Annotated in this window: 23 protein-coding genes; 14 read left to right on the top strand and 9 right to left on the bottom strand. The window is 67.8% G+C overall.

Annotation, left to right across the window (positions count from 1 at the left end):
• Positions 1 to 45 precede the first annotated feature (45 nt).
• The 7 genes from AAC050_RS05230 to AAC050_RS05260 all read left to right on the top strand — a co-directional run bounded on the left by AAC050_RS05230 (position 46) and on the right by AAC050_RS05260 (position 6292).
• Entirely contained in the window at positions 46 to 723 is a 678-nt protein-coding gene (locus AAC050_RS05230) for a nicotinate-nucleotide adenylyltransferase (RefSeq protein WP_339914007.1), read from the top strand.
• A gap of 117 nt (positions 724 to 840) precedes the next feature.
• Positions 841 to 1242, top strand: a complete 402-nt coding sequence (gene rsfS, locus AAC050_RS05235; RefSeq protein WP_339914008.1) for a ribosome silencing factor — start codon at positions 841 to 843, stop codon at positions 1240 to 1242.
• A 10-nt stretch (positions 1243 to 1252) separates the two neighbouring features.
• Positions 1253 to 1717, top strand: a complete 465-nt coding sequence (gene rlmH, locus AAC050_RS05240; RefSeq protein ID WP_339914009.1) for a 23S rRNA (pseudouridine(1915)-N(3))-methyltransferase RlmH — start codon at positions 1253 to 1255, stop codon at positions 1715 to 1717.
• Positions 1717 to 2790 carry a peptidoglycan DD-metalloendopeptidase family protein gene (locus AAC050_RS05245; RefSeq protein ID WP_339914010.1) on the top strand — a complete coding sequence of 358 codons (1074 nt, stop codon included), beginning with the start codon at positions 1717 to 1719 and terminating at the stop codon, positions 2788 to 2790. The genes rlmH and AAC050_RS05245 overlap by 1 nt, the downstream gene beginning before the upstream one ends.
• Before the next feature lie 168 nt (positions 2791 to 2958).
• A complete protein-coding gene (locus tag AAC050_RS05250) occupies positions 2959 to 4326 on the top strand; it encodes a S41 family peptidase (RefSeq protein ID WP_339914011.1) in 1368 nt (455 codons plus the stop codon).
• A 197-nt stretch (positions 4327 to 4523) separates the two neighbouring features.
• Entirely contained in the window at positions 4524 to 5651 is a 1128-nt protein-coding gene (locus tag AAC050_RS05255) for a divergent polysaccharide deacetylase family protein (protein ID WP_339914012.1), read from the top strand.
• 155 nt (positions 5652 to 5806) lie between these two features.
• The gene (locus tag AAC050_RS05260) at positions 5807 to 6292 is read left to right on the top strand and encodes an RNA pyrophosphohydrolase (RefSeq protein ID WP_339914013.1); all 486 of its coding nucleotides are present in this window, start codon (positions 5807 to 5809) and stop codon (positions 6290 to 6292) included.
• A 4-nt stretch (positions 6293 to 6296) separates the two neighbouring features.
• On the opposite strand, the gene AAC050_RS05265 is transcribed toward AAC050_RS05260, so the two are convergent.
• The 8 genes from AAC050_RS05265 to AAC050_RS05300 all read right to left on the bottom strand — a co-directional run bounded on the left by AAC050_RS05265 (position 6297) and on the right by AAC050_RS05300 (position 12706).
• On the bottom strand, positions 6297 to 6869 hold the full coding sequence (locus tag AAC050_RS05265; protein WP_339914014.1) for a hypothetical protein: 573 nt from the start codon (positions 6867 to 6869) through the stop codon (positions 6297 to 6299).
• 28 nt (positions 6870 to 6897) lie between these two features.
• Positions 6898 to 7146, bottom strand: coding sequence for a hypothetical protein (locus AAC050_RS05270; RefSeq protein ID WP_339914015.1), 249 nt, complete (start codon positions 7144 to 7146; stop codon positions 6898 to 6900).
• Entirely contained in the window at positions 7143 to 7412 is a 270-nt protein-coding gene (locus AAC050_RS05275) for an ATP synthase F1 subunit epsilon (protein WP_339914016.1), read from the bottom strand. Before AAC050_RS05275 ends, AAC050_RS05270 begins: the two co-directional genes overlap by 4 nt.
• 3 nt (positions 7413 to 7415) lie before the next feature.
• The gene (gene atpD, locus AAC050_RS05280) at positions 7416 to 8948 is read right to left on the bottom strand and encodes a F0F1 ATP synthase subunit beta (protein WP_339914017.1); all 1533 of its coding nucleotides are present in this window, start codon (positions 8946 to 8948) and stop codon (positions 7416 to 7418) included.
• A gap of 42 nt (positions 8949 to 8990) precedes the next feature.
• Complete coding sequence (locus tag AAC050_RS05285) at positions 8991 to 9869, bottom strand: F0F1 ATP synthase subunit gamma (protein ID WP_339914018.1); 879 nt, start codon at positions 9867 to 9869, stop codon at positions 8991 to 8993.
• Position 9870: 1 nt separating this feature from the next.
• Entirely contained in the window at positions 9871 to 10539 is a 669-nt protein-coding gene (locus AAC050_RS05290) for a pseudaminic acid biosynthesis-associated methylase (protein ID WP_339914019.1), read from the bottom strand.
• A gap of 10 nt (positions 10540 to 10549) precedes the next feature.
• Positions 10550 to 12085, bottom strand: coding sequence for a F0F1 ATP synthase subunit alpha (gene atpA, locus AAC050_RS05295; RefSeq protein ID WP_339914020.1), 1536 nt, complete (start codon positions 12083 to 12085; stop codon positions 10550 to 10552).
• Positions 12086 to 12151: 66 nt separating this feature from the next.
• Complete coding sequence (locus AAC050_RS05300; protein ID WP_339914021.1) at positions 12152 to 12706, bottom strand: F0F1 ATP synthase subunit delta; 555 nt, start codon at positions 12704 to 12706, stop codon at positions 12152 to 12154.
• Positions 12707 to 12959: 253 nt separating this feature from the next.
• Here AAC050_RS05300 and AAC050_RS05305 point away from each other — a divergent pair, with 253 nt between their 5' ends.
• The 3 genes from AAC050_RS05305 to AAC050_RS05315 are packed head-to-tail and all read left to right on the top strand — an operon-like array spanning position 12960 to position 15658.
• Entirely contained in the window at positions 12960 to 13967 is a 1008-nt protein-coding gene (locus AAC050_RS05305; protein ID WP_339914022.1) for a cation diffusion facilitator family transporter, read from the top strand.
• A gap of 57 nt (positions 13968 to 14024) precedes the next feature.
• Positions 14025 to 14864 carry a TerC family protein gene (locus tag AAC050_RS05310; protein ID WP_339914023.1) on the top strand — a complete coding sequence of 280 codons (840 nt, stop codon included), beginning with the start codon at positions 14025 to 14027 and terminating at the stop codon, positions 14862 to 14864.
• On the top strand, positions 14861 to 15658 hold the full coding sequence (locus tag AAC050_RS05315) for a glutaminyl-peptide cyclotransferase (RefSeq protein ID WP_339914024.1): 798 nt from the start codon (positions 14861 to 14863) through the stop codon (positions 15656 to 15658). Before AAC050_RS05310 ends, AAC050_RS05315 begins: the two co-directional genes overlap by 4 nt.
• A gap of 136 nt (positions 15659 to 15794) precedes the next feature.
• On the opposite strand, the gene AAC050_RS05320 is transcribed toward AAC050_RS05315, so the two are convergent.
• Positions 15795 to 17957, bottom strand: coding sequence for a primosomal protein N' (locus AAC050_RS05320; RefSeq protein ID WP_339914025.1), 2163 nt, complete (start codon positions 17955 to 17957; stop codon positions 15795 to 15797).
• Positions 17958 to 17987: 30 nt separating this feature from the next.
• Here AAC050_RS05320 and fsa point away from each other — a divergent pair, with 30 nt between their 5' ends.
• From fsa to AAC050_RS05340, 4 genes are read left to right on the top strand one after another with little or no spacing between them, the layout of a single operon-like run.
• A complete protein-coding gene (gene fsa, locus AAC050_RS05325) occupies positions 17988 to 18641 on the top strand; it encodes a fructose-6-phosphate aldolase (protein WP_339914026.1) in 654 nt (217 codons plus the stop codon).
• A 35-nt stretch (positions 18642 to 18676) separates the two neighbouring features.
• The gene (locus AAC050_RS05330) at positions 18677 to 19378 is read left to right on the top strand and encodes a DUF484 family protein (protein WP_339914027.1); all 702 of its coding nucleotides are present in this window, start codon (positions 18677 to 18679) and stop codon (positions 19376 to 19378) included.
• Positions 19360 to 20289, top strand: coding sequence for a tyrosine recombinase XerC (locus tag AAC050_RS05335; protein WP_339914028.1), 930 nt, complete (start codon positions 19360 to 19362; stop codon positions 20287 to 20289). Before AAC050_RS05330 ends, AAC050_RS05335 begins: the two co-directional genes overlap by 19 nt.
• A 55-nt stretch (positions 20290 to 20344) precedes the next feature.
• Entirely contained in the window at positions 20345 to 21349 is a 1005-nt protein-coding gene (locus AAC050_RS05340; protein ID WP_339914029.1) for an aspartyl protease family protein, read from the top strand.
• Positions 21350 to 21387 lie beyond the last annotated feature (38 nt).

The following is a 21387-nucleotide window of genomic DNA, read 5'->3' on the forward strand; positions in this document are numbered from 1 at the left end:
GCGCGTGTTAGCTCACATGTGAGCATAAGTCCGCGCGAGCCCCTCTTGACCTTCTTCCACGCCGGTCCAGCCGCAAGGGCTTTCGGTCCCCGCCCGGGGGCTTTGCGGGACGGGCTCGACCTGGCCCCGGGGATGCGCGTCGGCCTGTTCGGTGGCTCGTTCAACCCGGCCCACGACGGCCACGCCCATGTCGCCGAAACAGCGATGCGTCGGCTCGATCTGGACCGGGTCATCTGGATGGTCTCGAAACAGAATCCGCTCAAGGACGCCGCCGACACGGCCCCCCTGGCCGAACGCATGGCCTCGGCCCGAACGACGGCGGCCACGGCAGCCTCGGGCCAGGCCATGGTGGTCTCGGACGTCGAGAGCCGCATTCGCACAGGGTGGACCGTGGATACGCTGCGGGCGCTGACTGCCCGGCACCCCGGCGTCCATTTCGTCTGGCTGATGGGGTCGGACAATCTGGCCAGCTTCCACCTGTGGCGCGGCTGGACCGACATCATGCGACTGATGCCGGTGGCGGTGGTCGCCCGGCCCGGCAGTTTGCTGAACAGTCGCACGGCCCCGGCGGCGCGGCGCTTCGCCGCCTTCCGGCTGCCGGCTGAACAGGCCCGGTTGCTGCCGACCACCCCGGCTCCGGCCTGGACCTATCTGCCGGCCCCGCTGAACCCCCGGTCCTCGACCGCGATTCGGGCCCAGCGGGCTGCCGCGCACAGCGGGTGACGTCACGCGCGGTTCGTGCTAGAAGGCCACTTTATTGAACCTCCCCGGAGCCCTCCGCTGACCCCCTCGCCCGCGCACGATGCGCAAGACAGCGCCGTCCCGAACACGGCGCATGAGATGGACCCGATCGAATCCATCCCTAATGCAGACGGTCCGCAGGCTCCCCTTCCCGTCGGCTCAACCGCGCTGGAAAAGGCGATTCTGGCCAAACTCGACGACGACAAGGCCCAGGACATCGTACTGATCGACCTGAAGGGCAAAAGCCCGATGGCCGATACGATGATCGTCGCCTCGGGTCGCTCGCACCGCCACGTCGGGGCCCTGGCCGACCATCTGCAGCGCACGGTCAAGGAATTCGGAATGGGCAAGGCCAAGATCGAGGGCCTGCCGCATTGCGACTGGGTGCTGATCGACGCCGGTGACGTCATCGTCCACCTGTTCCGCCCCGAGGTCCGCACCTTCTACAATATCGAGAAGATCTGGTCGGTCGACAGCGGCCACCGCGTTTCCTCGACCTGATCCCGACCGCATGAAGCTGGCCATCCTCGCGATCGGCAAGCCGGGCCGCGGGCCCGAGGCCGCGCTCGCGGACGACTATGCCGGACGTGCAACCCTGGCCGGGCGCGCCCTCGGCCTGGGTCCGCTGGAGCTGCTGGACCTCGAGCCCCGCAAGCCGGGCAAGGCCCCGGAAGGGGAGTTGATCCTCAAGGCCGCCGAGGGAGCCCATCTGATCGCCTGCGACGAACGGGGCAGGACCTGGGGGTCGCGCGCCTTCGCTGATCATATCGCCGAACTGAGGGATCGCGGCGAACGCCGGCTGATGTTCGCCATCGGCGGGGCCGACGGGCTCGACCGCAGCGTACTGGACGCGGCCGCCTCGACCCTGGCCTTCGGTCCCCAGACCTGGCCCCACGCCCTGGCGCGGGCGATGCTGGCCGAACAATTGTATCGGGCCGTGACCATTCTCGCCGGATCACCCTATCATCGCGACTGATGCGTCGCGCCCTCCTCATCACCGCCCTCGCCCTGTTCGTCGCCGCCCCGGCGACGGGACAACCCGCGCCGGCGAGCGGCATACCCCGCCTGCAGGCCGAGTTCCGTGACGAACAGGCCCGCGCCCGGCGACTGCGGGCCGAGGCCGCCGAGGCCACCGCCGAGATTGCCGATCTGGAACGGGAACTGGGTCGCCTGCGCACGACCGTCGCGGCCGACGATCTGCAGATTGGGGCCCAGCGAGCCCGGCTGAACCAGCTGGGCGCGCGCGAAGCGGCCCTGACCGCCGACCTGTCGCGCGTTCGGGGACGCCAGGCCCGACTGCTGTCCGCCTTGCAGCTGATGAGCCGGCGACCGCCGCCGCCACTGCTGATCCCGGCCGACAGGGCCACCGACACCGTGCGCGCCGCCATCCTGCTGCAGGCCATGGCCCCGGAGCTGCAGGCGCGGGCCCGGAAACTGGCCGATCAGCAGACCGAGATCGCGCGCGTCCGGCGACTGGCGGCCCTGTCCAGCGAACAGCTGTTCACCGTCGAGAGCGCCCAGGGCGACCGCCGGGCCGAGATCGAGAGCCTGTCGGCGCGGAAATCCGCCCTGCAGACCGTGCTGCGCACCGAGGCCCAGCAGGCCGAACGTGCCGCTGGCGTGCTGGAAGCCCGGATCCGTAGCCTCGGCGGCACCGTGCCCACGATAGACGTCGAGGCCACGACCGAAACCGCACGGCTGCCGGCCGGTCGCAGTCGGCTGACGTCGCCGATCGCCGGCGCGCCGTCCGAGCGTTTCGCCGACAGGACCGGCGGCTGGCGCTGGCGGGCCGACCAGGCCTCGGTGGTGGCTCCCGCCGCGGGTCGGGTGGCCTATGCCGGGCCGCTCAAGGGCTGGGGTCTGGTCATCATCCTTGATCTCGGCCCGGGCTGGCGCGCCATCATCGCCGGACTGGAGGAGATTTCGGTCGAGGCCGGGGCCCGGGTCAGTGACGGCCAGACCCTCGGCCGCAGTGCCGCTGACGGAGAGGTCTATTTCGGACTGCGCCGCGACGAACGCCCGATCGACCCGGCTCCATGGTTGGGGTAGCCGCCACCCGATACGACCGGTCCGGGCGAAAGCCCTTTCCAAGCCGGTCTGACGCTGATTTTATCGAACTAATCATCGGCGGCCACGATTTGGTCGCCAGCCCGTCCTCATCTGTCCGCCTGTCGACTCCGCCTCCCCGAGTTTCCTGCGTCGCCTGAAAGAAACCGAATGCGTAAATTGCTTCTCGTCGGATGCGCCGCCATCGCCCTGGGCGGTTCGGTCATGGCCGTATCGGGCCAGACCCCGCGCAATGAGACCTTCCGGATGCTGGAGCTGTTCGGGGACGTGCTGAGCCTGGTTGAACAGGCCTATGTCGTGCCGGTCGACAACAAGAAGCTGATCGAGGCCGCCCTGGCCGGGATGATGACGGCGCTGGACCCGCACTCCAACTATCTGCCGCCGGCCGGTTACGGCGATCTGCGCGAACGCACCGAGGGTCAGTATTCGGGTGTCGGCCTGACCATCACCGCCGAGGGTGGGCTGGTGAAGATCATTTCGCCGATGGACGGCGGCCCGGCCGCGCGTGCCGGCGTGCAGGCCGGCGACGTCATCTCCGTGATCAACGGCCAGAACGCCTCGGGCCTGACGGTCTCCCAGGTGTCGGAGAAACTGCGCGGGGCCATCGGTACCTCGGTTTCCGTCACCTTCCTGCGGGACGGCGAGGATCCGCTCGAGGTCGTACTGACGCGCGAGGTGATCAAGGTCGAGTCGGTCACCGGCCGGCTCGAAGGCGATTTCGGCTATCTGCGGATCTCGACCTTCAACGAGAATACCGGTCGCGAGCTGACCGAAACCATCGCCCGTCTGAAGCGTGAAAAGCCTGGCATCAAGGGCTATATCCTGGACCTGCGCAACAATGGTGGCGGGCTGCTGACGGCGGCCACGGACGTTTCGGACGCCTTCCTGGAGCGCGGCGAAATCGTCAGCCAGCGCGGCCGCAAGCCCGACCAGATCCTGCGCTACGCGGCCCGGCCGGGCGACCTGACCGGCGGCCTGCCGATCGTGGTGCTGATCAACTACGGCTCGGCCTCGGCTTCCGAGATCGTCGCCGGGGCGCTGAAGGACCAGGAACGGGCGACGCTGGTCGGTCTGACCAGTTTCGGCAAGGGGTCGGTCCAGACCGTGATCCCGCTGCGCGGCGGCGCGGACGGAGCCCTGTCGATCACCACGGCGCGCTACTACACGCCGTCGGGCCGCTCGATCCAGAAGATCGGCATCGAGCCGGACCTCGAGGTAGCCCGCTCGGCCGCCGAGGCGCGGATCGTGTCGCGGTCCAGCTTTATCTATTCCGAGGCCGCCTACGCCACCGCCCTCGACGCCTCGATCGGGGTCGAGCGGGCCGCGGCCCACACGCCGCGCGAGGCCCCCGGAGCCGAGTTCGACGCCGACACCGACTACCAGCTGGCGCGGGCACTGGACGTGCTTCGGGCCAATGGCGACCTGACCCGTCTGGCCGCCGCGCCCGAAGGCATTGTCGTGACCCTGCCGGGCCAGACAACGACCGAACTGGCGGCCGTTGTGCCCCCGAAGGACTGAGGCCGCAGCAAAGGGCGTCATGGTGAACGTGGCGTTAGGGTTTCTTAACGGACATCGTTCAATCTGGGTGCCGAAGAGATCCGTGCGCACGCGATCTCCGAGTCGAGCGTCCCGTCTTGTCCCTATTTGCCAAACGCCAGTCTGCCCTCGCCGCACGCGCCGGTACGCCACCGGCGCGACGGAGCCTGCGCGACACCATGGCCCCGCTTCTGGCGGCCCTCAAGAAGCCGCCCGCTGCCGTGACCGGAGCCGGTCTGCTGGTGCTGGGGGCTGCTGCCCTGTTCATCACCGTCCTCGGCGATCCACGCGCCGGGATCCCCTCGGCCAGGGTCAGTCTGACTCGCGAGGTCGAGGCTCCGCCCCCGGCTCCGACCGGGTTTGAGGCCTTTTCCGCCGGGGCCATGGGTCTGTATCAGGACCTGACCGGAACCGGGGCCGAGTTTGGTCCGTCCGGCGCGGCCGGCGGCGAAGCCCTGATCACCCTGCCCGACGGGGCCACCGTGGCCGGAGGCTCCACCGTCACGGTCCCCCGTCACGAGGCCCAACCCCTGGCCCACGCGCCGATCGCCGGCCTCAGCCAGCCGGGCCCCAACGGCCCCCTGCCGGTGATCGCCACCGACGGCCGGGTTCCGGCCCAGGCCTATGCCCGTCCCTTCCGCCCCAACGGCAAGCCGCGGGTGGCGATCATCGTCGGCGGGCTGGGGCTGAATGCCGTGACCACCCGCGCCGCCATCGAACGCCTGCCGGCCGAGGTGACCCTGAGCTTCGTGCCCTATGCCGAGGGCCTGCAGGGCTGGATCGACCAGGCCCGGGCCCAGGGCCATGAGGTGATGATCGAGATTCCGATGGAGCCGACCGGCTATCCCGAGAACGACCCCGGTCCCTACACCCTGCTGACCGCATCCACCGCCGAGGACGTCCAGTCCCGCATGGCCTGGCTGCTGGGCCGGGCGACCGGCTATTTCGGGGTGACCAACTATCTCGGTGACCGGTTCATGACCTCGGAAACCGGCATGACCGCCTTCATGGGTGTGTTGCGCCAGCGCGGCATCGCCTTCCTCGACGACGGCTCGGCCTCGCGCCGCCCCGGGGCCTGGTCCCGGGCCAGCGCCGACCGCATCATCGACGAGACCCAGTCGCCCACCGCCATCATCGGCCAGCTCAACGCCATCGAGGCGCTGGCCAAGGCGCGCGGCCAGGCCATGGGCACCGGCTTCAGCTATCCGGTGACGGTCGAGGCCGTCGGTCGCTGGACCGCCGGTCTGGACGCCCGCGGCCTGCAACTGGCTCCGGCCTCGGCCATGGCCCAGCGCCCGGGACGCTAACACGCTCGACCGGATCGACGCCGGGTGATCTAGAGCGAAATCGGTTGAGTTGGACGCAGTCCAACCCGGCTCAGATTTCGCTCCAGTTTGAATCTGGACCATTTTTTGGATTCAGGCCGATTCGACCTGAAACAAAAATGGTCTAAGGGGGGCGTATGACCGCCCCCGCCCCCGACCTGTCCCGCTATCGTCCCAATGTCGGGGTGGTGCTGTTCCATCCGGACGGCCGCGTCTGGTACGGGCGGCGCGCCGGCAGCCAGAGCACACACAGCTGGCAGTTCCCCCAGGGCGGCGTCGACGACGGCGAGACGTTCGAGGTCGCGGCCCGGCGGGAACTGTACGAGGAGACCGGCGTCACCACCGTCGAACCGCTGGGAACCACGGACGACTGGATCGCCTATGAATTTCCGGCCGACTACAGTGGCACCAAACGGGCGCGCGGCTGGCTGGGCCAGAAGCAGAAATGGTTCGCCTATCGCTTTGCCGGTCCCGAGAGCGAGATCGATCTGGAAGCCCACGGCGAGATCGAGTTCAATGCCTGGCGCTGGGGTCGGCTGGACGAGGCCTGCGACCTGATCGTGCCGTTCAAACGCGCGGCCTATGAACAGGTGGTGGCGGCCTTCGTGAAATTCTCCGGCTGATGCCCTAGGCACAAAAGGGCGGTCGCGCACCCTGCGCCCGGAAGGCGTTGGCCAGAAAGGCCACGCGGCGGCCTGACGTCCGGCGCAGCAGGGTCACGACGTAGGGCCGTTGAGCCTCAGGCGTGCACCAGGCGATGCGTTCGGCGTTTCCGTCAGTGCTGGGCTGCGGCACCGAGGGTGCGAAGGCGGCGCGGGCCTTGAGCATCTCGATGGCCACAACGTTCAGAGCGTCCGGGTCACCGCCTTCGACCGAGACCGAACAGGCCCCGTCGGGCAGGGCCATCACGAACACATTGGAATAGGACGCCAGCCGCCATGCGGCCGTTGCGGTAGGCGACCGGGTGCTGCGAGGGCTGACCGGAACCAGATAATGCCGCAGCGCCAGCTGTTCGAGCCCCCCGCCCTCCATCACCGCCGCAACGCAGACCTCGTCGAAGGCGACCTTGAGCGCGGCGGTCGGTGAGGTGAGGGCGGCCCACGGCGCGGGGGCACGGTCAGGCCGCGGCCCCGGGGCGCAGGCCGAAACCGTCAGGGCCAGAACGGCGAAGAGGGCCGTCGATCGCATGAAGCCGGTCATGAGAGGCTCTCCTTCCAGAAGAAGGACGCTAGCGTTTCAACCTTTGGAAGGCCAGACGCCCCAGACCCACCACGGCCACCAGGGCCCAGGCTCCCTCCATCAGCACCGCCGACAGGTTGAAGTCGACATAGAGCGACACGAGGATCAGCAGGGCCCCGGCCAGGTTGAGCAACAGGGCGGGCGCGTGCCGGGCGTCGAGCCTGCCGCTGGTGGCCCCGGCATAGGCAATCAGGATCAGCAAAACGCCGACGACGCCGAGGGCGTCGACCGGGGTCAAGCGGCGGAGACTTCCGAGGCCTGTTCGGCCAGGATGGTCAGGCCGTCGGCATTGACGTCGGCAAAGCCGCCGTGGACATCGAACACACGGCGCGAGGCCCCGTCGATGACGGTGACCACGCCTTCGCGCAGGGCGGTCATGAACGGGGCGTGATCCGGCAGGACGCCGAAATCGCCCTCGACGCCGGCCGCGTCAACCTGATCCACGAGGCCGTTGAAGACCTCGCGTTCAGGCGACACCAGCGAGAACTGCAGCTTGCCGGCCATGGATCAGGCCGCCTCGGCGGCGAGTTTCTGGGCCTTCTCGACGGCCTCTTCCACCGTGCCGACCATGTAGAAGGCGGCTTCCGGCAGGTGGTCGTATTCACCGGCGACGATGCCCTTGAAGCTGCGGATGGTGTCCTTCAGCTCGACGAATTTGCCCGGCGAGTTGGTGAACTGCTCGGCCACGAAGAAAGGTTGCGACAGGAAGCGGCTGATCTTGCGGGCGCGGGCCACGGTCAGCTTGTCCTCTTCCGACAGCTCGTCCATGCCGAGGATGGCGATGATGTCCTTCAGCGCCTTGTACTGCTGCAGCACTTCCTGGACCGAACGGGCGACGCGGTAGTGTTCCTCGCCGATGACCAGCGGGTCCATGATCCGCGAGGTGGAGTCCAGCGGATCCACGGCCGGGAAAATGGCCTGGGCGGCGATGTCGCGGTTCAGCACGGTCGTCGCATCGAGGTGGGCGAACGAGGCGGCCGGGGCCGGGTCGGTCAGGTCGTCGGCGGGGACGTAGATGGCCTGGACCGAGGTGATCGAGCCCTTCTTGGTCGAGGTGATGCGCTCCTGCAGGTTGCCCATCTCGGTGGCCAGGGTGGGCTGATAGCCCACGGCCGACGGGATACGGCCCAGCAGCGCCGACACTTCGGAGCCGGCCTGGGTGAAGCGGAAGATGTTGTCGACGAACAGCAGGACGTCCTTGCCCTCCTCGTCGCGGAAATATTCGGCCTGGGCCAGGCCGGTCAGGGCCACGCGGGCACGGGCACCGGGAGGCTCGTTCATCTGGCCGTAGACGAGGGCGCATTTCGAGCCTTCGCCGCCGCCGGCGACGTTCACGTTGGACTCGATCATCTCGTGATACAGGTCGTTGCCCTCGCGGGTGCGCTCACCCACGCCGGCCAGCACCGAATAGCCGCCGTAGGCCTTGGCGATGTTGTTGATCAGCTCCTGCATGGTCACGGTCTTGCCCACGCCGGCACCGCCGAACAGGCCGACCTTGCCGCCCTTGGTATAGGGGCAGAGCAGGTCGATGACCTTGATCCCGGTGACGAGGATTTCCGACGAGGTCGACTGCTCCTCGAAGCTCGGGGCCTCGCGGTGGATCGGGCGACGCTCGGTGGTCTTGATCGGGCCGCCTTCGTCGATCGGGTCACCGACGACGTTCATGATGCGACCCAGGGTGGCCGGGCCGACCGGGGCCATGATCGAGGTGCCGGTGTCGGTCACAGCCTGGCCGCGGGTCAGACCCTCGGTGGTGTCCATGGCGATGGTGCGGACCATGTTCTGACCCAGGTGCTGGGCGACTTCCAGAACCAGGCGGAACGGCGCGCCGGTCTTCTGGTCGGTGTTGGTCGTTTCCAGCGCGTTGAGGATGGCCGGCAGGGCTCCCTCGAACTCGACGTCGACGACGGCGCCGATCACCTGGGCGATCTTGCCGGTGCCGGCAACGCGGACGGCGGCCTTGGTGGCCTTGGGTGCCTTGGGCGCAGCCTTGGTGGCGGGCTTTTTGGCGGCGGTTTTCTTGGCGGTTGTGTCGGTCATCGGGTGCGGGTCCGTTGTCGTCGTGTGCGTGTCGGGATCAGATCAGAGGGCTTCGGCGCCGGAGATGATCTCGATCAGCTCCTTGGTGATCTGCGCCTGGCGGGATCGGTTGTACTGAAGGGTGAGGGCGGAAATCATGTCGCCGGCGTTGCGGGTGGCGGCATCCATCGCGCCCATCTGGGCACCGTAGAAGCCGGCCTGGTTCTCATAGAGCGACGCCAGGATCTGGGTGGTGATGTTGCGCGGCAGCAGCGTCTCGAGGATCTCTTCCTCGGACGGCTCATAGTCATAGACCGCACCGTTCAGATCGATCGGGGCGGCACCGCCCTCGACCACGGCCGGGATCAGTTGCCGGGCGGTCGGGATCTGGCTGATGACCGACTTGAACTGGCTGTAGAACAGGGTGACCACGTCGGCGCGGTCAGCCTCGAACTCGGCCGCGATCAGCTCGGCGATCGGCTGGGCCGACGGCAGGCCGATGACCTTGTGGTCGCTCAGCTCGAAGGTGTGAATGATGCGATCACTGAACAGACGGCGCAGGCCGTCGCGCGACTTACGGCCCACGGCGATAATGCGCACGTCCTTGCCATCCTTGACCAGGGCGTTGATGCGGTCGCGCGCGGCGCGGACGACATTGGTCGAAAAGCCGCCGGCCAGACCCTTGTCGGCCGTGGCCACAATGATCAGGTGGCGCTTGTCCGAACCGGTACCGGCCAGCAGTTTCGGCGCGCCGTCGCCGGACACGCCGGCCGCCAGATTGGCGATGACGGCGGCCATGCGTTGGGCATAGGGCCGGGCCGCGATGGCCTGGTCCTGGGCGCGCTTCAGCTTGGCCGCAGCGACCATCTGCATGGCCTTGGTGATCTTCTGCGTCGCCTTGACGCTTCCGATCCGGTTCCGCATTTCCTTGAGGCTGGCCATGTCAGGCGTCCGTCTTTCTGAACAGCCACCAGGTGCTGTCGTCCATGACCGTCATCCGCTTCCAGAAGAAGCCGTAATCCACCAGCTCGAGGTCGGGGAAGGTGTCGAGGTAGAGCCCCCCGAAGTCCCGCTTGAACAGCAGACCCTCCTCACCGCGATAGGTGATCGTTTCCGGCGTTGATGAAAAATATTCGATGCAGAGAATGTATTTCGAGGCGACGCGGTGAATCTCGCGCATCGTCGCCTCGAGCAGGGTGGGGTCGACGTGGATCAGGACACCACTGGTCATCGCCAGTTCGACCGCACCATCGGCAAGCGGTACCGAATGGCCGAAGCCTTCCAGCATCCGGTTCGCCGGCAGGACATGATCCTCAATGACCCGGGCCCGGGCCGAGGCATTGGGCTCGACCGCCCACAGTTCGGCTTCGGCACCCAGCACCTTGGGCAGGGCCCGGAGATTGAGCCCCAGGTTCGAGCCGACCTCCAGCAGGCTGCGCGGCCGGTCGGCACCGAGCGCGGCCAGCGCCGTTTCCAGCACGCGCACGCGTCCGTCCACGGCACCGTCCGATACGGCACAACGCACCGTATAGGCGTCACCGAAACTTCCGGCCCAGGCCTTGAGGGGCTTGGGGTCGGATCCGGCCGGGGGCTGATGGGCGCTGTCGTTCATTCGTCCTGGCTTAGGCGAAGGTCTTGGCGAAGTCGGCGATGGCGGCCTTGAGCTCGGCTTCGAGCTCGGGCGTCAGGGCCTTCTTGGTGCGGATACCATCCAGCAGGCCGGCGTGCTTGGAATGCACCCGGGCCAGCAGTTCAGTCTCGAAACGACCGATGTCAGCCACGGCGATCGCATCCAGGAAGCCGCGCGTACCGGCGTAGATGGAGACGACCTGCTCTTCGACGGTCAGCGGCGAATACTGCGGCTGCTTCAGCAGTTCCGTCAGGCGCGCGCCACGGGCCAGCAGGCGCTGGGTCGAGGCGTCGAGGTCGGAACCGAATTTGGCGAAGGCGGCCATTTCCCGGTACTGGGCCAGCTCACCCTTGATCGAACCGGCGACCTGTTTCATCGCCTTGATCTGGGCCGAAGAACCCACGCGCGACACCGAGATGCCGACGTTCACGGCGGGGCGGATGCCCTGGTAGAACAGGTCCGATTCCAGGAAGATCTGGCCGTCGGTGATGGAGATGACGTTGGTCGGGATATAGGCCGACACGTCATTGGCCTGGGTCTCGATCAGCGGCAGGGCGGTCATCGACCCCGAACCGTTGTCCTCGTTCAGCTTGGCCGAACGCTCCAGCAGGCGGCTGTGCAGGTAGAAGACGTCGCCCGGATAGGCTTCACGGCCCGGCGGGCGGCGCAGCAGCAGGGACATCTGGCGGTAGGCCACAGCCTGTTTCGACAGATCGTCATAAACGATCAGGGCGTGCATGCCGTTGTCGCGGAAGAATTCGCCCATGGCGGTCCCGGCGAACGGGGCCAGAAACTGCAGCGGAGCCGGCTCCGAGGCCGTGGCGGCGACGACGATGGTGTATTCCAGTGCGCCGCGCTCCTCGAGCGTCTTGACGATCTGGGCCACGGTCGAGCGCTTCTGCCCGATAGCGACATAGATGCAGTACAGCTTGTCGCCTTCGCTCTTGGCGGCGGCGTTGGTCGTCTTCTGGTTCAGGATGGTGTCGATGGCCACGGCCGTCTTGCCGACCTGACGGTCACCGATGATCAGCTCGCGCTGGCCGCGGCCGATCGGGATCAGGGTGTCGATGGCCTTGAGGCCGGTCTGCATCGGCTCGTGCACCGATTTGCGGGGGATGATGCCCGGAGCCTTGACGTCGACGCGGCGACGCTCAGTGAATTTGATCGGGCCCTTGCCGTCGATCGGCTCGCCCAGCGGGTTGACGACGCGGCCCAGCAAACCCTTGCCGACCGGCACGTCGACGATCTCGCCCAGACGGCGGACCTCGTCGCCCTCGGCGATTTCGCTGTCCTGACCGAAGATCACGGCCCCGACGTTGTCGCGCTCGAGGTTCAGGGCCATGCCCTTAACCCCGGCCTTGGGGAATTCGATCATCTCGCCGGCCTGGACATTGTCCAGTCCATGGATGCGGGCGATGCCGTCACCGACGGACAGAACCTGTCCGACGTCTGACACGTCCGCTTCCACGCCGAAATTGGCGATCTGCGACTTGAGGATGGCCGAAATCTCGGCGGCGCGGATGTCCATGATGGGCTCTCTGGCTTTCGTCTCTTGGGTCCGGACCCTCGGGCCCGGTCGTCAAATGGTGTTGGGTCAGGCCCGCTTGAGGGCGAATTTCATCTGGTCGAGTTTGGTCTTCAGCGAGGCGTCGAACAGGCGCGAGCCGACTCTTACCTTGAGGCCACCCAGCAGCGACGAATCGACGCGGGCGGTCATTTCGGGGTCCTTGCCCAGCGCCTTGGCCAGGGCGGCCTTGATGCTGCGCAGCTGGCCGGCATCGAGCGCAGCGGCCGATACGACCTCGGCGGCGACGACTCCGGCCTGTTTGGCATAGAGGGCGTCAAAGCCGGCGATCACACCGGGCAGATCGGCGGCACGATGGTTCTGACCGAGCAGACCGAGGAATTTCACGGTGGTGGCGTTGAATTTCGCCTTTTCGGCGACGGCGACCAGGCCACGGCGCTGATCATCGGCCGAAATCACGGGGGACCGGGCGAGACGGCGCAGGTCCGCGCTCTCGCCCCACGCTGCCTTCAGGGCCGCCAGATCGCTGCGCACAGCGTCCAGACACCCGGTCTCGCCGGCAAGGTCGAACAGCGCCCGTGCATAGCGCTCGCCGACTTCGGTCGTCCTGAATTCGTCAGCCACTTATAAGGTCCGCCAATGGATAAAGCGTAGATCGAAGCGTTCGGGTCGCGACCGGCCACGGAACCCGCGCCAGCCAAAGGCTTGAAATGCTTAGGAAAGCACGCCTAGGGACGTTTCGCGAGAAACGCCCCCTGGAAGCCGGGCGCCTGATAGCATGGGCTTTTCCCGCTCGCAACCGACGCGAACGGAACGATACAGTCGTCCCTGCGCTCCGAACGACCACCGCTTCATTTCACGGGATCGAATTCTCACCATGGCGGCCTCCACGTCCAAAAATGTCATCTTCGCCGCCCTTGCCGGCAACAGCGCCATCGCGATCACCAAGCTGGCGGCCGCCCTGTTCACCGGCAGCGCTGCAATGATGAGCGAGGCGATCCACTCCGCAGTCGACACCGGCAACCAGATTATTCTGTTGATCGGGCTGAAGCGCGCCGCCCGTCCCTCCACGCCGAGCCACCCGTTCGGCCATGGCCTGCAGCTCTATTTCTATACCTTCGTGGTCGCCGTGCTGATTTTCGGGGTCGGGGCGGTGATTTCGATCGTGCACGGGATCGAGCGGATTCGTGCGCCCGAGGCGATCGAAAGCCCCTGGGTCAACTATCTGGTGCTGAGCCTGGCGGTGCTGTTCGAGGGAGCGTCCTGGTACGTGGCCCTGAGGGCTTTCAACCGGGAGCGGGCCGGGCGACCGTTCTTCTCAACCGTCCGGAGCAGCAAGGACCCGACGGTCTTCACCATCCTGTTCGAGGATACGGCCGCACTGGCCGGTCTGATCGTCGCCCTGATCGGGGTCGCGGCCAGCCAGTGGTTCGGGCTGCCGGTTCTGGACGGCGTGGCCTCGGTAGTGATCGGCATCATCCTGGCGCTGACGGCGGGCTTCCTGGCTTACGAGAGCCAGAGTCTGCTGACCGGCGAGGCCGCCGACCCCGACACCCGCGAGGGGATCGCCGCCATCGCCCGCGCCGAACCCGGCGTGGTCGGCCTCAACGACGCCAAGACCATGCATTTCGGGCCCAATGAAATTCTCGTCGTGCTCAGTCTCGATTTCGACGATGCCCTGACTGCGGCGCAGGTCGAAAATACCGTCGCCCGGCTGGAGCACCGCATCCGCGCCGCCTATCCCCAGGCCGGTCGCATCTATGTCGAGGCCCAGAGCGCGGCCAGCCATGCCGCGGTGCGGACGGCCGTCCTCGCCGGCGGGGGGCCGGGCTCTCTGGTCAGCGAGGTACCGGACGGTCAGGGGGGCGACGTTCCTGTCGCTTGATGGCGGGTCGCCCTGCCGTTACCAGACGCACAGATCATCTGATCCGGAATCCCCTTCATGTTCGACAGCATCACGCCCCTGTTCACCGACCCGACCGCCTGGTTGGCCCTGGCCACCCTGATCGTCATGGAGGTGGTGCTGGGGATCGACAATCTGGTCTTCATCTCGATCCTGTCGAACAAATTGCCTGAAAAGGACCGCGCCCGGGTGCGGCGCATCGGTATCGGTCTGGCCCTGATCATGCGCCTGGCCCTGCTGTCGGTGATCGGCGTCATCGTCGCCCTGACCCAGCCGGTCTTCGACCTCGGCCTGACGGGGCCCATCGAACACGGTGCCCCCCTGTTCGAAACCGCCTTCAGCTGGCGCGACCTGATCCTGATCGCCGGCGGCCTGTTCCTGCTGTGGAAGGCGACCAAGGAAATCCACCACGCGGTCGACCCGACCCCGAACCATGACATTCTGGACGCCAAGAACGCCGTGATCGCCAACGCCGGGGCGGCGATCGTCCAGATCATCCTGCTGGACCTGGTCTTTTCGGTCGATTCCATCCTGACCGCCGTGGGCATGACCGATCATGTGCCGATCATGATGGTGGCCGTGATCGTCGCCGTCACCGTGATGTTGCTGGCCTCAAACCCGCTGGCCAATTTCATCGAGAAGAACCCGACCGTGGTGATGCTGGCGCTGGGTTTCCTGCTGATGATCGGCATGGTGCTGATCGCCGACGGCTTCGGCGTGCATGTGCCCAAGGGCTATATCTACACCGCCATGGCCTTCTCGGGCCTGGTCGAGGGGCTGAACATGATGGGTCGCCACTCCGCCGCAAAGAAACAGGCGGCGCACGACGCGCATCAGGAGACCCTGAACCGGCGCGAGACTGCCGGGCCGGGCGTGTGACCGTGCGACGCGCGGCGCTCCTGCTGGCCCTGTTGCTGTCGGCCCCGGTCGCGGCGGCGCAAACACCGGCTCCGCCGACGACGCAGGGCGCGGACATCCCGGTCTATGGCTTCGAGATCGTGCACGTCTATCCCCACGACCCTGCCGCCTTTACCCAGGGACTGGTGTTCCGTAACGGCGAATTGCTTGAAAGCACCGGCCGACACCCGTCGACGGTACGCCGGGTCCGGCTCGAGGACGGCGTCGTCCTGCAGCAGCGGACCCTGGACGAGGCCTATTTCGGCGAAGGCCTGACCGACTTCGGCGACCGCGTACTGACCCTGACCTGGAAAAGCGGCAAGGCCTTCGCCTGGAACGGCGACACGCTCGAGCCTGAAGGCGAATACGCCTATCCAGGCGAAGGCTGGGGCCTGACCCATGACGCGACGCGACTGATAATGTCGGACGGTACCGCGACGCTGCGCTTTCTCGACCCCGACACCCTGGCCGAAACCGGCCGCGTTCCCGTCACCCTGCGGGGCCGGCCGGTCCCCCGTCTCAATGAGCTGGAATGGATCGACGGTGAGGTCTTCGCCAATCTTTGGCAGACCGATTTCATCGCCCGCATTGACCCGGCGACCGGTGTAATCACCAGCGTCGTCGACCTGACCGGGTTGATGCCCGACCGCAGCGGACTGGACCCGACCGACGCGGTCCTGAACGGCATCGCCTGGGACCCGGAGGGACGCCGCCTGTTCGTCACCGGCAAGAACTGGCCGACCCTGTTCGAGATCCGGCTAACGGGGCCGCACTAGCGTCGGAAGGCGACGCTAACGCTTTCTCTTGTGGCCGCGGTCAGAAGGCTCCGCCTTCTCGACCCGACGCGGCCTGCGCTCAAGCAGCGAGCCGCCGCGCGGTGAGCGATAGCGCCCTAGAAGGAGCGATAGCACCCTAAAGAAAGCTGTAGGGGTCCACGTCGACGGTCAGTCGCACCGAGCCCGGCACCTTGACCCGTGCCAGCCAGGCCCGGAGGAAGCCCTGCAGGTCGACATCGCGATCGGCCCGCACCAGCAGCCGCTTGCGTCGCCGCCCGCGGATCAGGCCCAGTGGCGCATCGGCGGGACCATAGACCTCGAGCCGTTCAGCATTGGGAATGGCCTGGGCCAGGGCCTGGGCCGTGGCCTCCACCGCCACGGCGTTCTCACCCGACAGGATCAGTGCCGCCAGCCGGCCGTAGGGTGGCAGGGCCGCCGCCTCGCGCTCGGCCAGTTCGGCGGCGACGAAACCGTCCCGGTCGCCGACCGCCAAAGCCTGAAGCACCGGATGGTCGGGCGTCCAGGTCTGCAACAGGGCGCGACCGGGGCGTTCGGCCCGGCCGGCCCGGCCCGTGGCCTGGGTCAGCAGCTGGAAGGTGCGTTCGGCCGCGCGCAGGTCGCCGCCACGCAGGCCGAGGTCGGCATCGACCACCCCGACGAGGGTCAGGTTGGGGAAGTTGTGGCCCTTGGCCGCGGCCTGGGTGGCCACCAGGATGTCGATCTCGCCGGCGACCATGCTCTGGATCAGGGCCCGCGCCGATTTCGCATCGGGTACGGTGTCCGAGCTGAACACGGCGGTGCGGGCTTCGGGGAACAGGGCGCGCACTTCTTCCTCGACCCGTTCGACCCCGGGGCCGACCGCGACCAGGGAGTCGAGCGCCCCGCACGACGGACAGGCCTTGGGCCGGGCCATGGTGAAACCGGTCAGGTGACAGACCAGCCGGCCGGTATAGCGGTGCTCGACCAGCCAGCTGTCCGTGTCGGGGGCCGTCAGCCTGTGGCCGCAGGCCCGGCACAGCACGACCGGTGCATAGCCGCGACGATTGAGGAACAGCAGGGTTTGTTCGCCCCGGGCGAAGGTCTCGCCGATCGCCTCGCGCAGCGGCTGCGACAGCCAGGTCTGGGGATCGGGCGGCGTCTGGCGCAGATCCAGCAGGGCGATATCCGGCAAGACCGCCGCACCGTGCCGGGTCGCCAGCCTGAGCCAGCCGTAACGCCCGCCGTGCGCGTTCCACAGGGTTTCCAGCGACGGGGTGGCCGAAGCCATGACGACCGTCGCCCCCTCGATCCGGGCCCGGGCCACGGCCAGGTCGCGACCGTGATAGACCAGACCGTCTTCCTGTTTGAACGAACCGTCGTGCTCCTCGTCGATGACGATCAGCTTCAGGTTCGGGAACGGCAGGAACAGGGCCGAGCGCGCGCCCACGACGATATGACAGCGTCCGGCGGCCACCGCCTCCCACACCCGTCGCCGACGCGGCGGGGCCACGCCCGAATGCCATTCGGCCGGGGCCGTGCCGAAGCGAGCGGTGATCCGCGCGATCAAATCCTGGGTCAGGGCGATCTCGGGCAGCAGGATCAGCACCTGCGCCGCCGGGTCGCGCCCCAGGGTTCGGGCGACCGCCTCCAGATAGGCCTCGGTCTTGCCCGAGCCAGTGACCCCGTCCAGCAGGAAGGGCTCGAACCCGCCCCGGGCCGTGGCCGCGGCGATGGCCCCGGCCGCGGCGATCTGGTCCGGATTCAGGGTCGCCGGGGCATGGTCGGGGTCCGGGGCGGCGAAGGTTGCCTCGGCCGAAATCTCGATTCCCTCAAGCACGCCCTCGTCCATCAACCCTCTGACCACACCGGCCGAGACACCGGCGGTCCGGGCCAGATCGGCGGCCGACAGTGTCTTGCTGCCCAGCGCCTCCAGTACAGCCGTCCGCGCCGGCGTAACCCGGGCCGGGACACGGCCCTCGACCCGCCGCACCCGACGCTCGGGCCGCGGCCGCGGCGCGCGCAGCCCCTTCAGGGCGGCCGCAGCCATCTCGCCCGGCGGGCTCAGGGTCCAGCGCGCAGCCCATTCGACGAAATCGACGGTCCGGGGCGGCAGGCGCGGATCATCCAGCACCGCCAGCACCGCCTTGAGCCGCCGGTTCGAGCCGGTAGTCTCACGCACCTCGGCGACGACCCCCCGCAGCAACCGCGGCCCCAGGGGCACCGTGACCTGATCACCGCGCTCGACCGTCAGACCCTCCGGAACCTCGTAATCGAAGGCTTCGGCCACCGGCAGGGGAATGAGCACCGAGGCGACTTTCACAGTCTGCGCTCCTCGGCTAGAACCAGCGACATGAAACTCTTTCTCGATACAGCCGACGTCACCGTCATCAAGGACATGGTCCCCACGGGCATGGTGGACGGCGTCACCACCAATCCGTCACTGATCGCCAAATCCGGTCGCAACATCGCCGAGGTCATCGCCGAGATTTGCGCTCTCGTCGAGGGGCCGATCTCGGCCGAGGCCGTGGCGACCGATTTCGAGACCATGGTCCGCGAAGGCGACAAACTGGCCGCCATCGCCAAAAACGTGGTGGTGAAGCTGCCCCTGACCTGGGACGGTCTACGCGCCACGCGGGTCTTTGCCGACAAGGGCATAAAAACCAACGTCACCCTGTGTTTCTCGGCCGCCCAGGCCATGCTGGCGGCCAAGGCCGGGGCGACCTTCGTCTCGCCGTTCGTGGGCCGGATGGAGGATGTGGGAGCCGACGGGATCGGTCTGCTGGACGAAATTCGCGCCGTGTTCGACATTCACGACTTCGACACAGAAATTCTCGCCGCCTCGCTGCGCAACCCCGAGCAGGTCACGGCCGCTGCCCTGGCCGGGGCCGACGCCGCCACCCTGCCCGCCGACACCTTCAAGGCCCTGATCAAGCACCCGTTAACCGACAAGGGTCTTGATGCCTTCCTGGCGGACTGGGGCAAAACCGGTCAGTCGATTCTGTAGCCTCGCCCCTGACGGGGGTCCCGGGAGAGATCTTGTTGAACGGTTCACCCGATCTTTCCACCGGCACCGACGGCCCGCACTGGCCCGAAATCCGGGCATGGCTGCAGGCCAACCCGCAGATCCTGCTCGACGACCGCTCCCTGCTGGAAGAGATCGGCCTGAAGCCGCACGGTCGCAATGTGGTCGAGTTCGGCCGCGCCGCCCTGACGCGGCTGGAGGCCGCCGCCGAGCGCGAGGCCGACGCCCGCAAACGTATCGAGGCCGTGGCCCGGGCCAATTTCGCCGCCCAGACCCAGACCCATGTCGCCGCGCTCGACCTGTTGGAGGCCCGCAACCCGTCGGACCTCGCGCGCCGGCTCGACGCCGTGGCCCAGGGCCGGTTCGGTCTGGCCGGGGCCGTCATCGCCCTGGAAAAGCCCGGCGGGATTCCGTTCGGCTGGCGCGGCCTCGACAGCGGCGGCGTCGACGGGTTGCTGGGCGAGCACGGCCTGGCGTGGCTGGGAGCCAATTTCGACGGCCTGGACCTGTTCGCCTCGGCTGCAAACGAGGTGCGTTCGGTCGCCCTGATTCGCATGTCCCCACAATTCCCCGGCACAGGCACCCCGACCCGACCGGCCCTGTGCGCCTTCGGTTCGGCCGAGGACGACGGTTTCACACCGGAGATGGGCTGCGAGCTGGTCGCCTTCATCGCCCGGGTCGTCGAACGCACGGCGGAACGATGGCCGATCCTCAACTGACTGCCGCCGGGGCCCTCTCGGCCTGGCTGGAGCACCTTGCCCATGAGCGGCGACTGTCGCCCCGGACACTGGAGGCCTACGGTCATATCGGCCGGCACTATCTGACTTTTCTCGAACACCACCGTGGCGAACCCATCCGCCTTGCCAGCCTGGGCACGGTCAGCGCCGCCGAGGTGCGCGCCCATCTGGCGGCGCGGCGCGGGGGGGACCGGCCACTGAATGCCCGGTCGCTGAGCCAGACCCTGTCAGCGATCCGGACCTTCCACGGCTTCCTCGACCGGCGACTGGGCACACCGGCCCCGCAGCTGGCCCTGGTGAGAGGCCCGCGGGTCAACCCCTCGCTGCCCCGTCCCGTCAATGAGGATCAGGCCAGAAGCCTGCTGAACGAGCCCGGCGACGATCCCGATCTGCCCCCGTGGGAAGCCGCGCGCGACCAGGCGGTCCTGACCCTGCTGTACGGCTGCGGGCTACGCATCTCCGAGGCCCTGTCCCTGACCCGCGCCGATGCCCCGCTGGCCGAAGCCCTGCGCATCACCGGCAAGGGTGGCAAGACCCGGATGGTCCCGGTCCTGCCCGTCGTGCACATCGCCGTGGACACCTATCTGGCCCTGCTGCCCTTCCCGCTGCAGCCGGCCGACGCCCTGTTCCGGGCCCGACGCGGCGGCCCGCTAAGCCCCCGCCACCTGCAGGCGACGATGCAGCGCCTGCGGGGGCGACTGGGCCTGCCCGCCAGTGCCACGCCCCACGCCCTGCGTCACAGCTTCGCCACCCACCTGCTCGGGGCCGGCACCGATCTGCGCGTGATCCAGGAGCTGCTGGGCCACGCCAGCCTGTCGACGACCCAGAAATACACCGCCGTCGACGCCGCCCATTTGTTGAGCGCCTACTCCGCAGCCCATCCGAAGGGCTGACAGACGTCAACTGGCCGCAAGGACGAAGCCGGCCTAAAGTGGCTTCACAGTCATCGTGGAGGCCACGCTGAACCCGGGTCCAGACCATGATCGTCGTGCGGTTATCGCCGGCCTCTGTGCCGTTACGGCCGGTTGGGGAGGACAGACTGCAGCACAGGAGCCGGAGGCACCGTCCGGGCCCCCGCAGATCCGGCTGCTGTCCAATCTGTTCACCCGGGTCGGAGCAGCTGTCACCCTGAACAACCAGGGCCCCTTTTCCTTTGTCATCGACACCGGGGCTGGAAGCACGGCCGTCGCCGATACAGTCGCCGAACAGCTCGGTTTGCCTGCACGCGCGCCCCTGCTGGTGCATGGCATCGCGTCAGCCACCCTGACGCCGAGTGTCGAGGTGGAACGGCTGGCGATCGGCGGTTTCGGCTTCCATGACCTGCGCTGTCCGGTGTTGCCGCGCGCCCACCTGGCCGCTGACGGCCTGCTGGGGCTCGATGTGCTCGACCGGTTCCGCCTGAGCTTCGATGTAGTCCGGCAAACCGCAGATCTGAGCTTGCGCGGCGTTCGCGTGGTCATGGGCGGCGATGCCGATACCGGCTCACGCCTGACGCGGCTGACCACCCGCTCGGTGCGCGGACGCTATGGCCAGATGATCCTGACCCAGACCGAGGTCGACGGTCAGCGCGTCGACTCCTTCATCGACAGCGGCGCACAGTATTCGATCGGCAATCTCGCCCTGCGGCAAGCGATCGGAGCGCGACGACCGGACCGACGGCTTCAGACCCGGCCTGTACCGGTCTACAGCGTCACCGGCCAACGCGTGCTGGCCGAACTGGGGCTGGTCCAGGAACTGCGGCTGGGCGGGTCACGACTGGGGGTGACGCCCCTGCTGTTCGCCGACCTTCATGTTTTCGAGACGCTCGGGCTGGCGGACCGGCCGGCGCTGCTGATCGGGGCCGACCTGCTGAGCCGCTTCCGTCTGGTGACGCTGGACTTCCCGAACAACCGGGTCTCGCTGCGCGGATTGCGTCGCCAATCAACCCGTCCCCTCGATTTGCCGAACGGCTAGGTCAACGTCGCCTGTGACGGACCCGGTCAGAACTCCCA

The organism is uncultured Brevundimonas sp., assembly GCF_963974615.1.
Taxonomy (GTDB): Bacteria; Pseudomonadota; Alphaproteobacteria; order Caulobacterales; family Caulobacteraceae; genus Brevundimonas.

What these genes read in the sequence shown, in the direction of transcription:
- AAC050_RS05250 (WP_339914011.1), top strand. Translation starts at nt 2,959, where the DNA reads ATGCGTAAATTGCTTCTCGTCGGATGCGCCGCCATCGCCCTGGGCGGT.
- AAC050_RS05275 (WP_339914016.1), bottom strand. Translation starts at nt 7,412, where the DNA reads ATGGCCGGCAAGCTGCAGTTCTCGCTGGTGTCGCCTGAACGCGAGGTC.
- rlmH (WP_339914009.1), top strand. Translation starts at nt 1,253, where the DNA reads ATGAAGCTGGCCATCCTCGCGATCGGCAAGCCGGGCCGCGGGCCCGAG.
- atpD (WP_339914017.1), bottom strand. Translation starts at nt 8,948, where the DNA reads ATGACCGACACAACCGCCAAGAAAACCGCCGCCAAAAAGCCCGCCACC.
- AAC050_RS05285 (WP_339914018.1), bottom strand. Translation starts at nt 9,869, where the DNA reads ATGGCCAGCCTCAAGGAAATGCGGAACCGGATCGGAAGCGTCAAGGCG.
- atpA (WP_339914020.1), bottom strand. Translation starts at nt 12,085, where the DNA reads ATGGACATCCGCGCCGCCGAGATTTCGGCCATCCTCAAGTCGCAGATC.
- AAC050_RS05255 (WP_339914012.1), top strand. Translation starts at nt 4,524, where the DNA reads ATGGCCCCGCTTCTGGCGGCCCTCAAGAAGCCGCCCGCTGCCGTGACC.
- AAC050_RS05335 (WP_339914028.1), top strand. Translation starts at nt 19,360, where the DNA reads ATGGCCGATCCTCAACTGACTGCCGCCGGGGCCCTCTCGGCCTGGCTG.
- AAC050_RS05290 (WP_339914019.1), bottom strand. Translation starts at nt 10,539, where the DNA reads ATGAACGACAGCGCCCATCAGCCCCCGGCCGGATCCGACCCCAAGCCC.
- AAC050_RS05265 (WP_339914014.1), bottom strand. Translation starts at nt 6,869, where the DNA reads ATGACCGGCTTCATGCGATCGACGGCCCTCTTCGCCGTTCTGGCCCTG.
- rsfS (WP_339914008.1), top strand. Translation starts at nt 841, where the DNA reads ATGGACCCGATCGAATCCATCCCTAATGCAGACGGTCCGCAGGCTCCC.
- fsa (WP_339914026.1), top strand. Translation starts at nt 17,988, where the DNA reads ATGAAACTCTTTCTCGATACAGCCGACGTCACCGTCATCAAGGACATG.
- AAC050_RS05260 (WP_339914013.1), top strand. Translation starts at nt 5,807, where the DNA reads ATGACCGCCCCCGCCCCCGACCTGTCCCGCTATCGTCCCAATGTCGGG.
- AAC050_RS05310 (WP_339914023.1), top strand. Translation starts at nt 14,025, where the DNA reads ATGTTCGACAGCATCACGCCCCTGTTCACCGACCCGACCGCCTGGTTG.
- AAC050_RS05245 (WP_339914010.1), top strand. Translation starts at nt 1,717, where the DNA reads ATGCGTCGCGCCCTCCTCATCACCGCCCTCGCCCTGTTCGTCGCCGCC.
- AAC050_RS05305 (WP_339914022.1), top strand. Translation starts at nt 12,960, where the DNA reads ATGGCGGCCTCCACGTCCAAAAATGTCATCTTCGCCGCCCTTGCCGGC.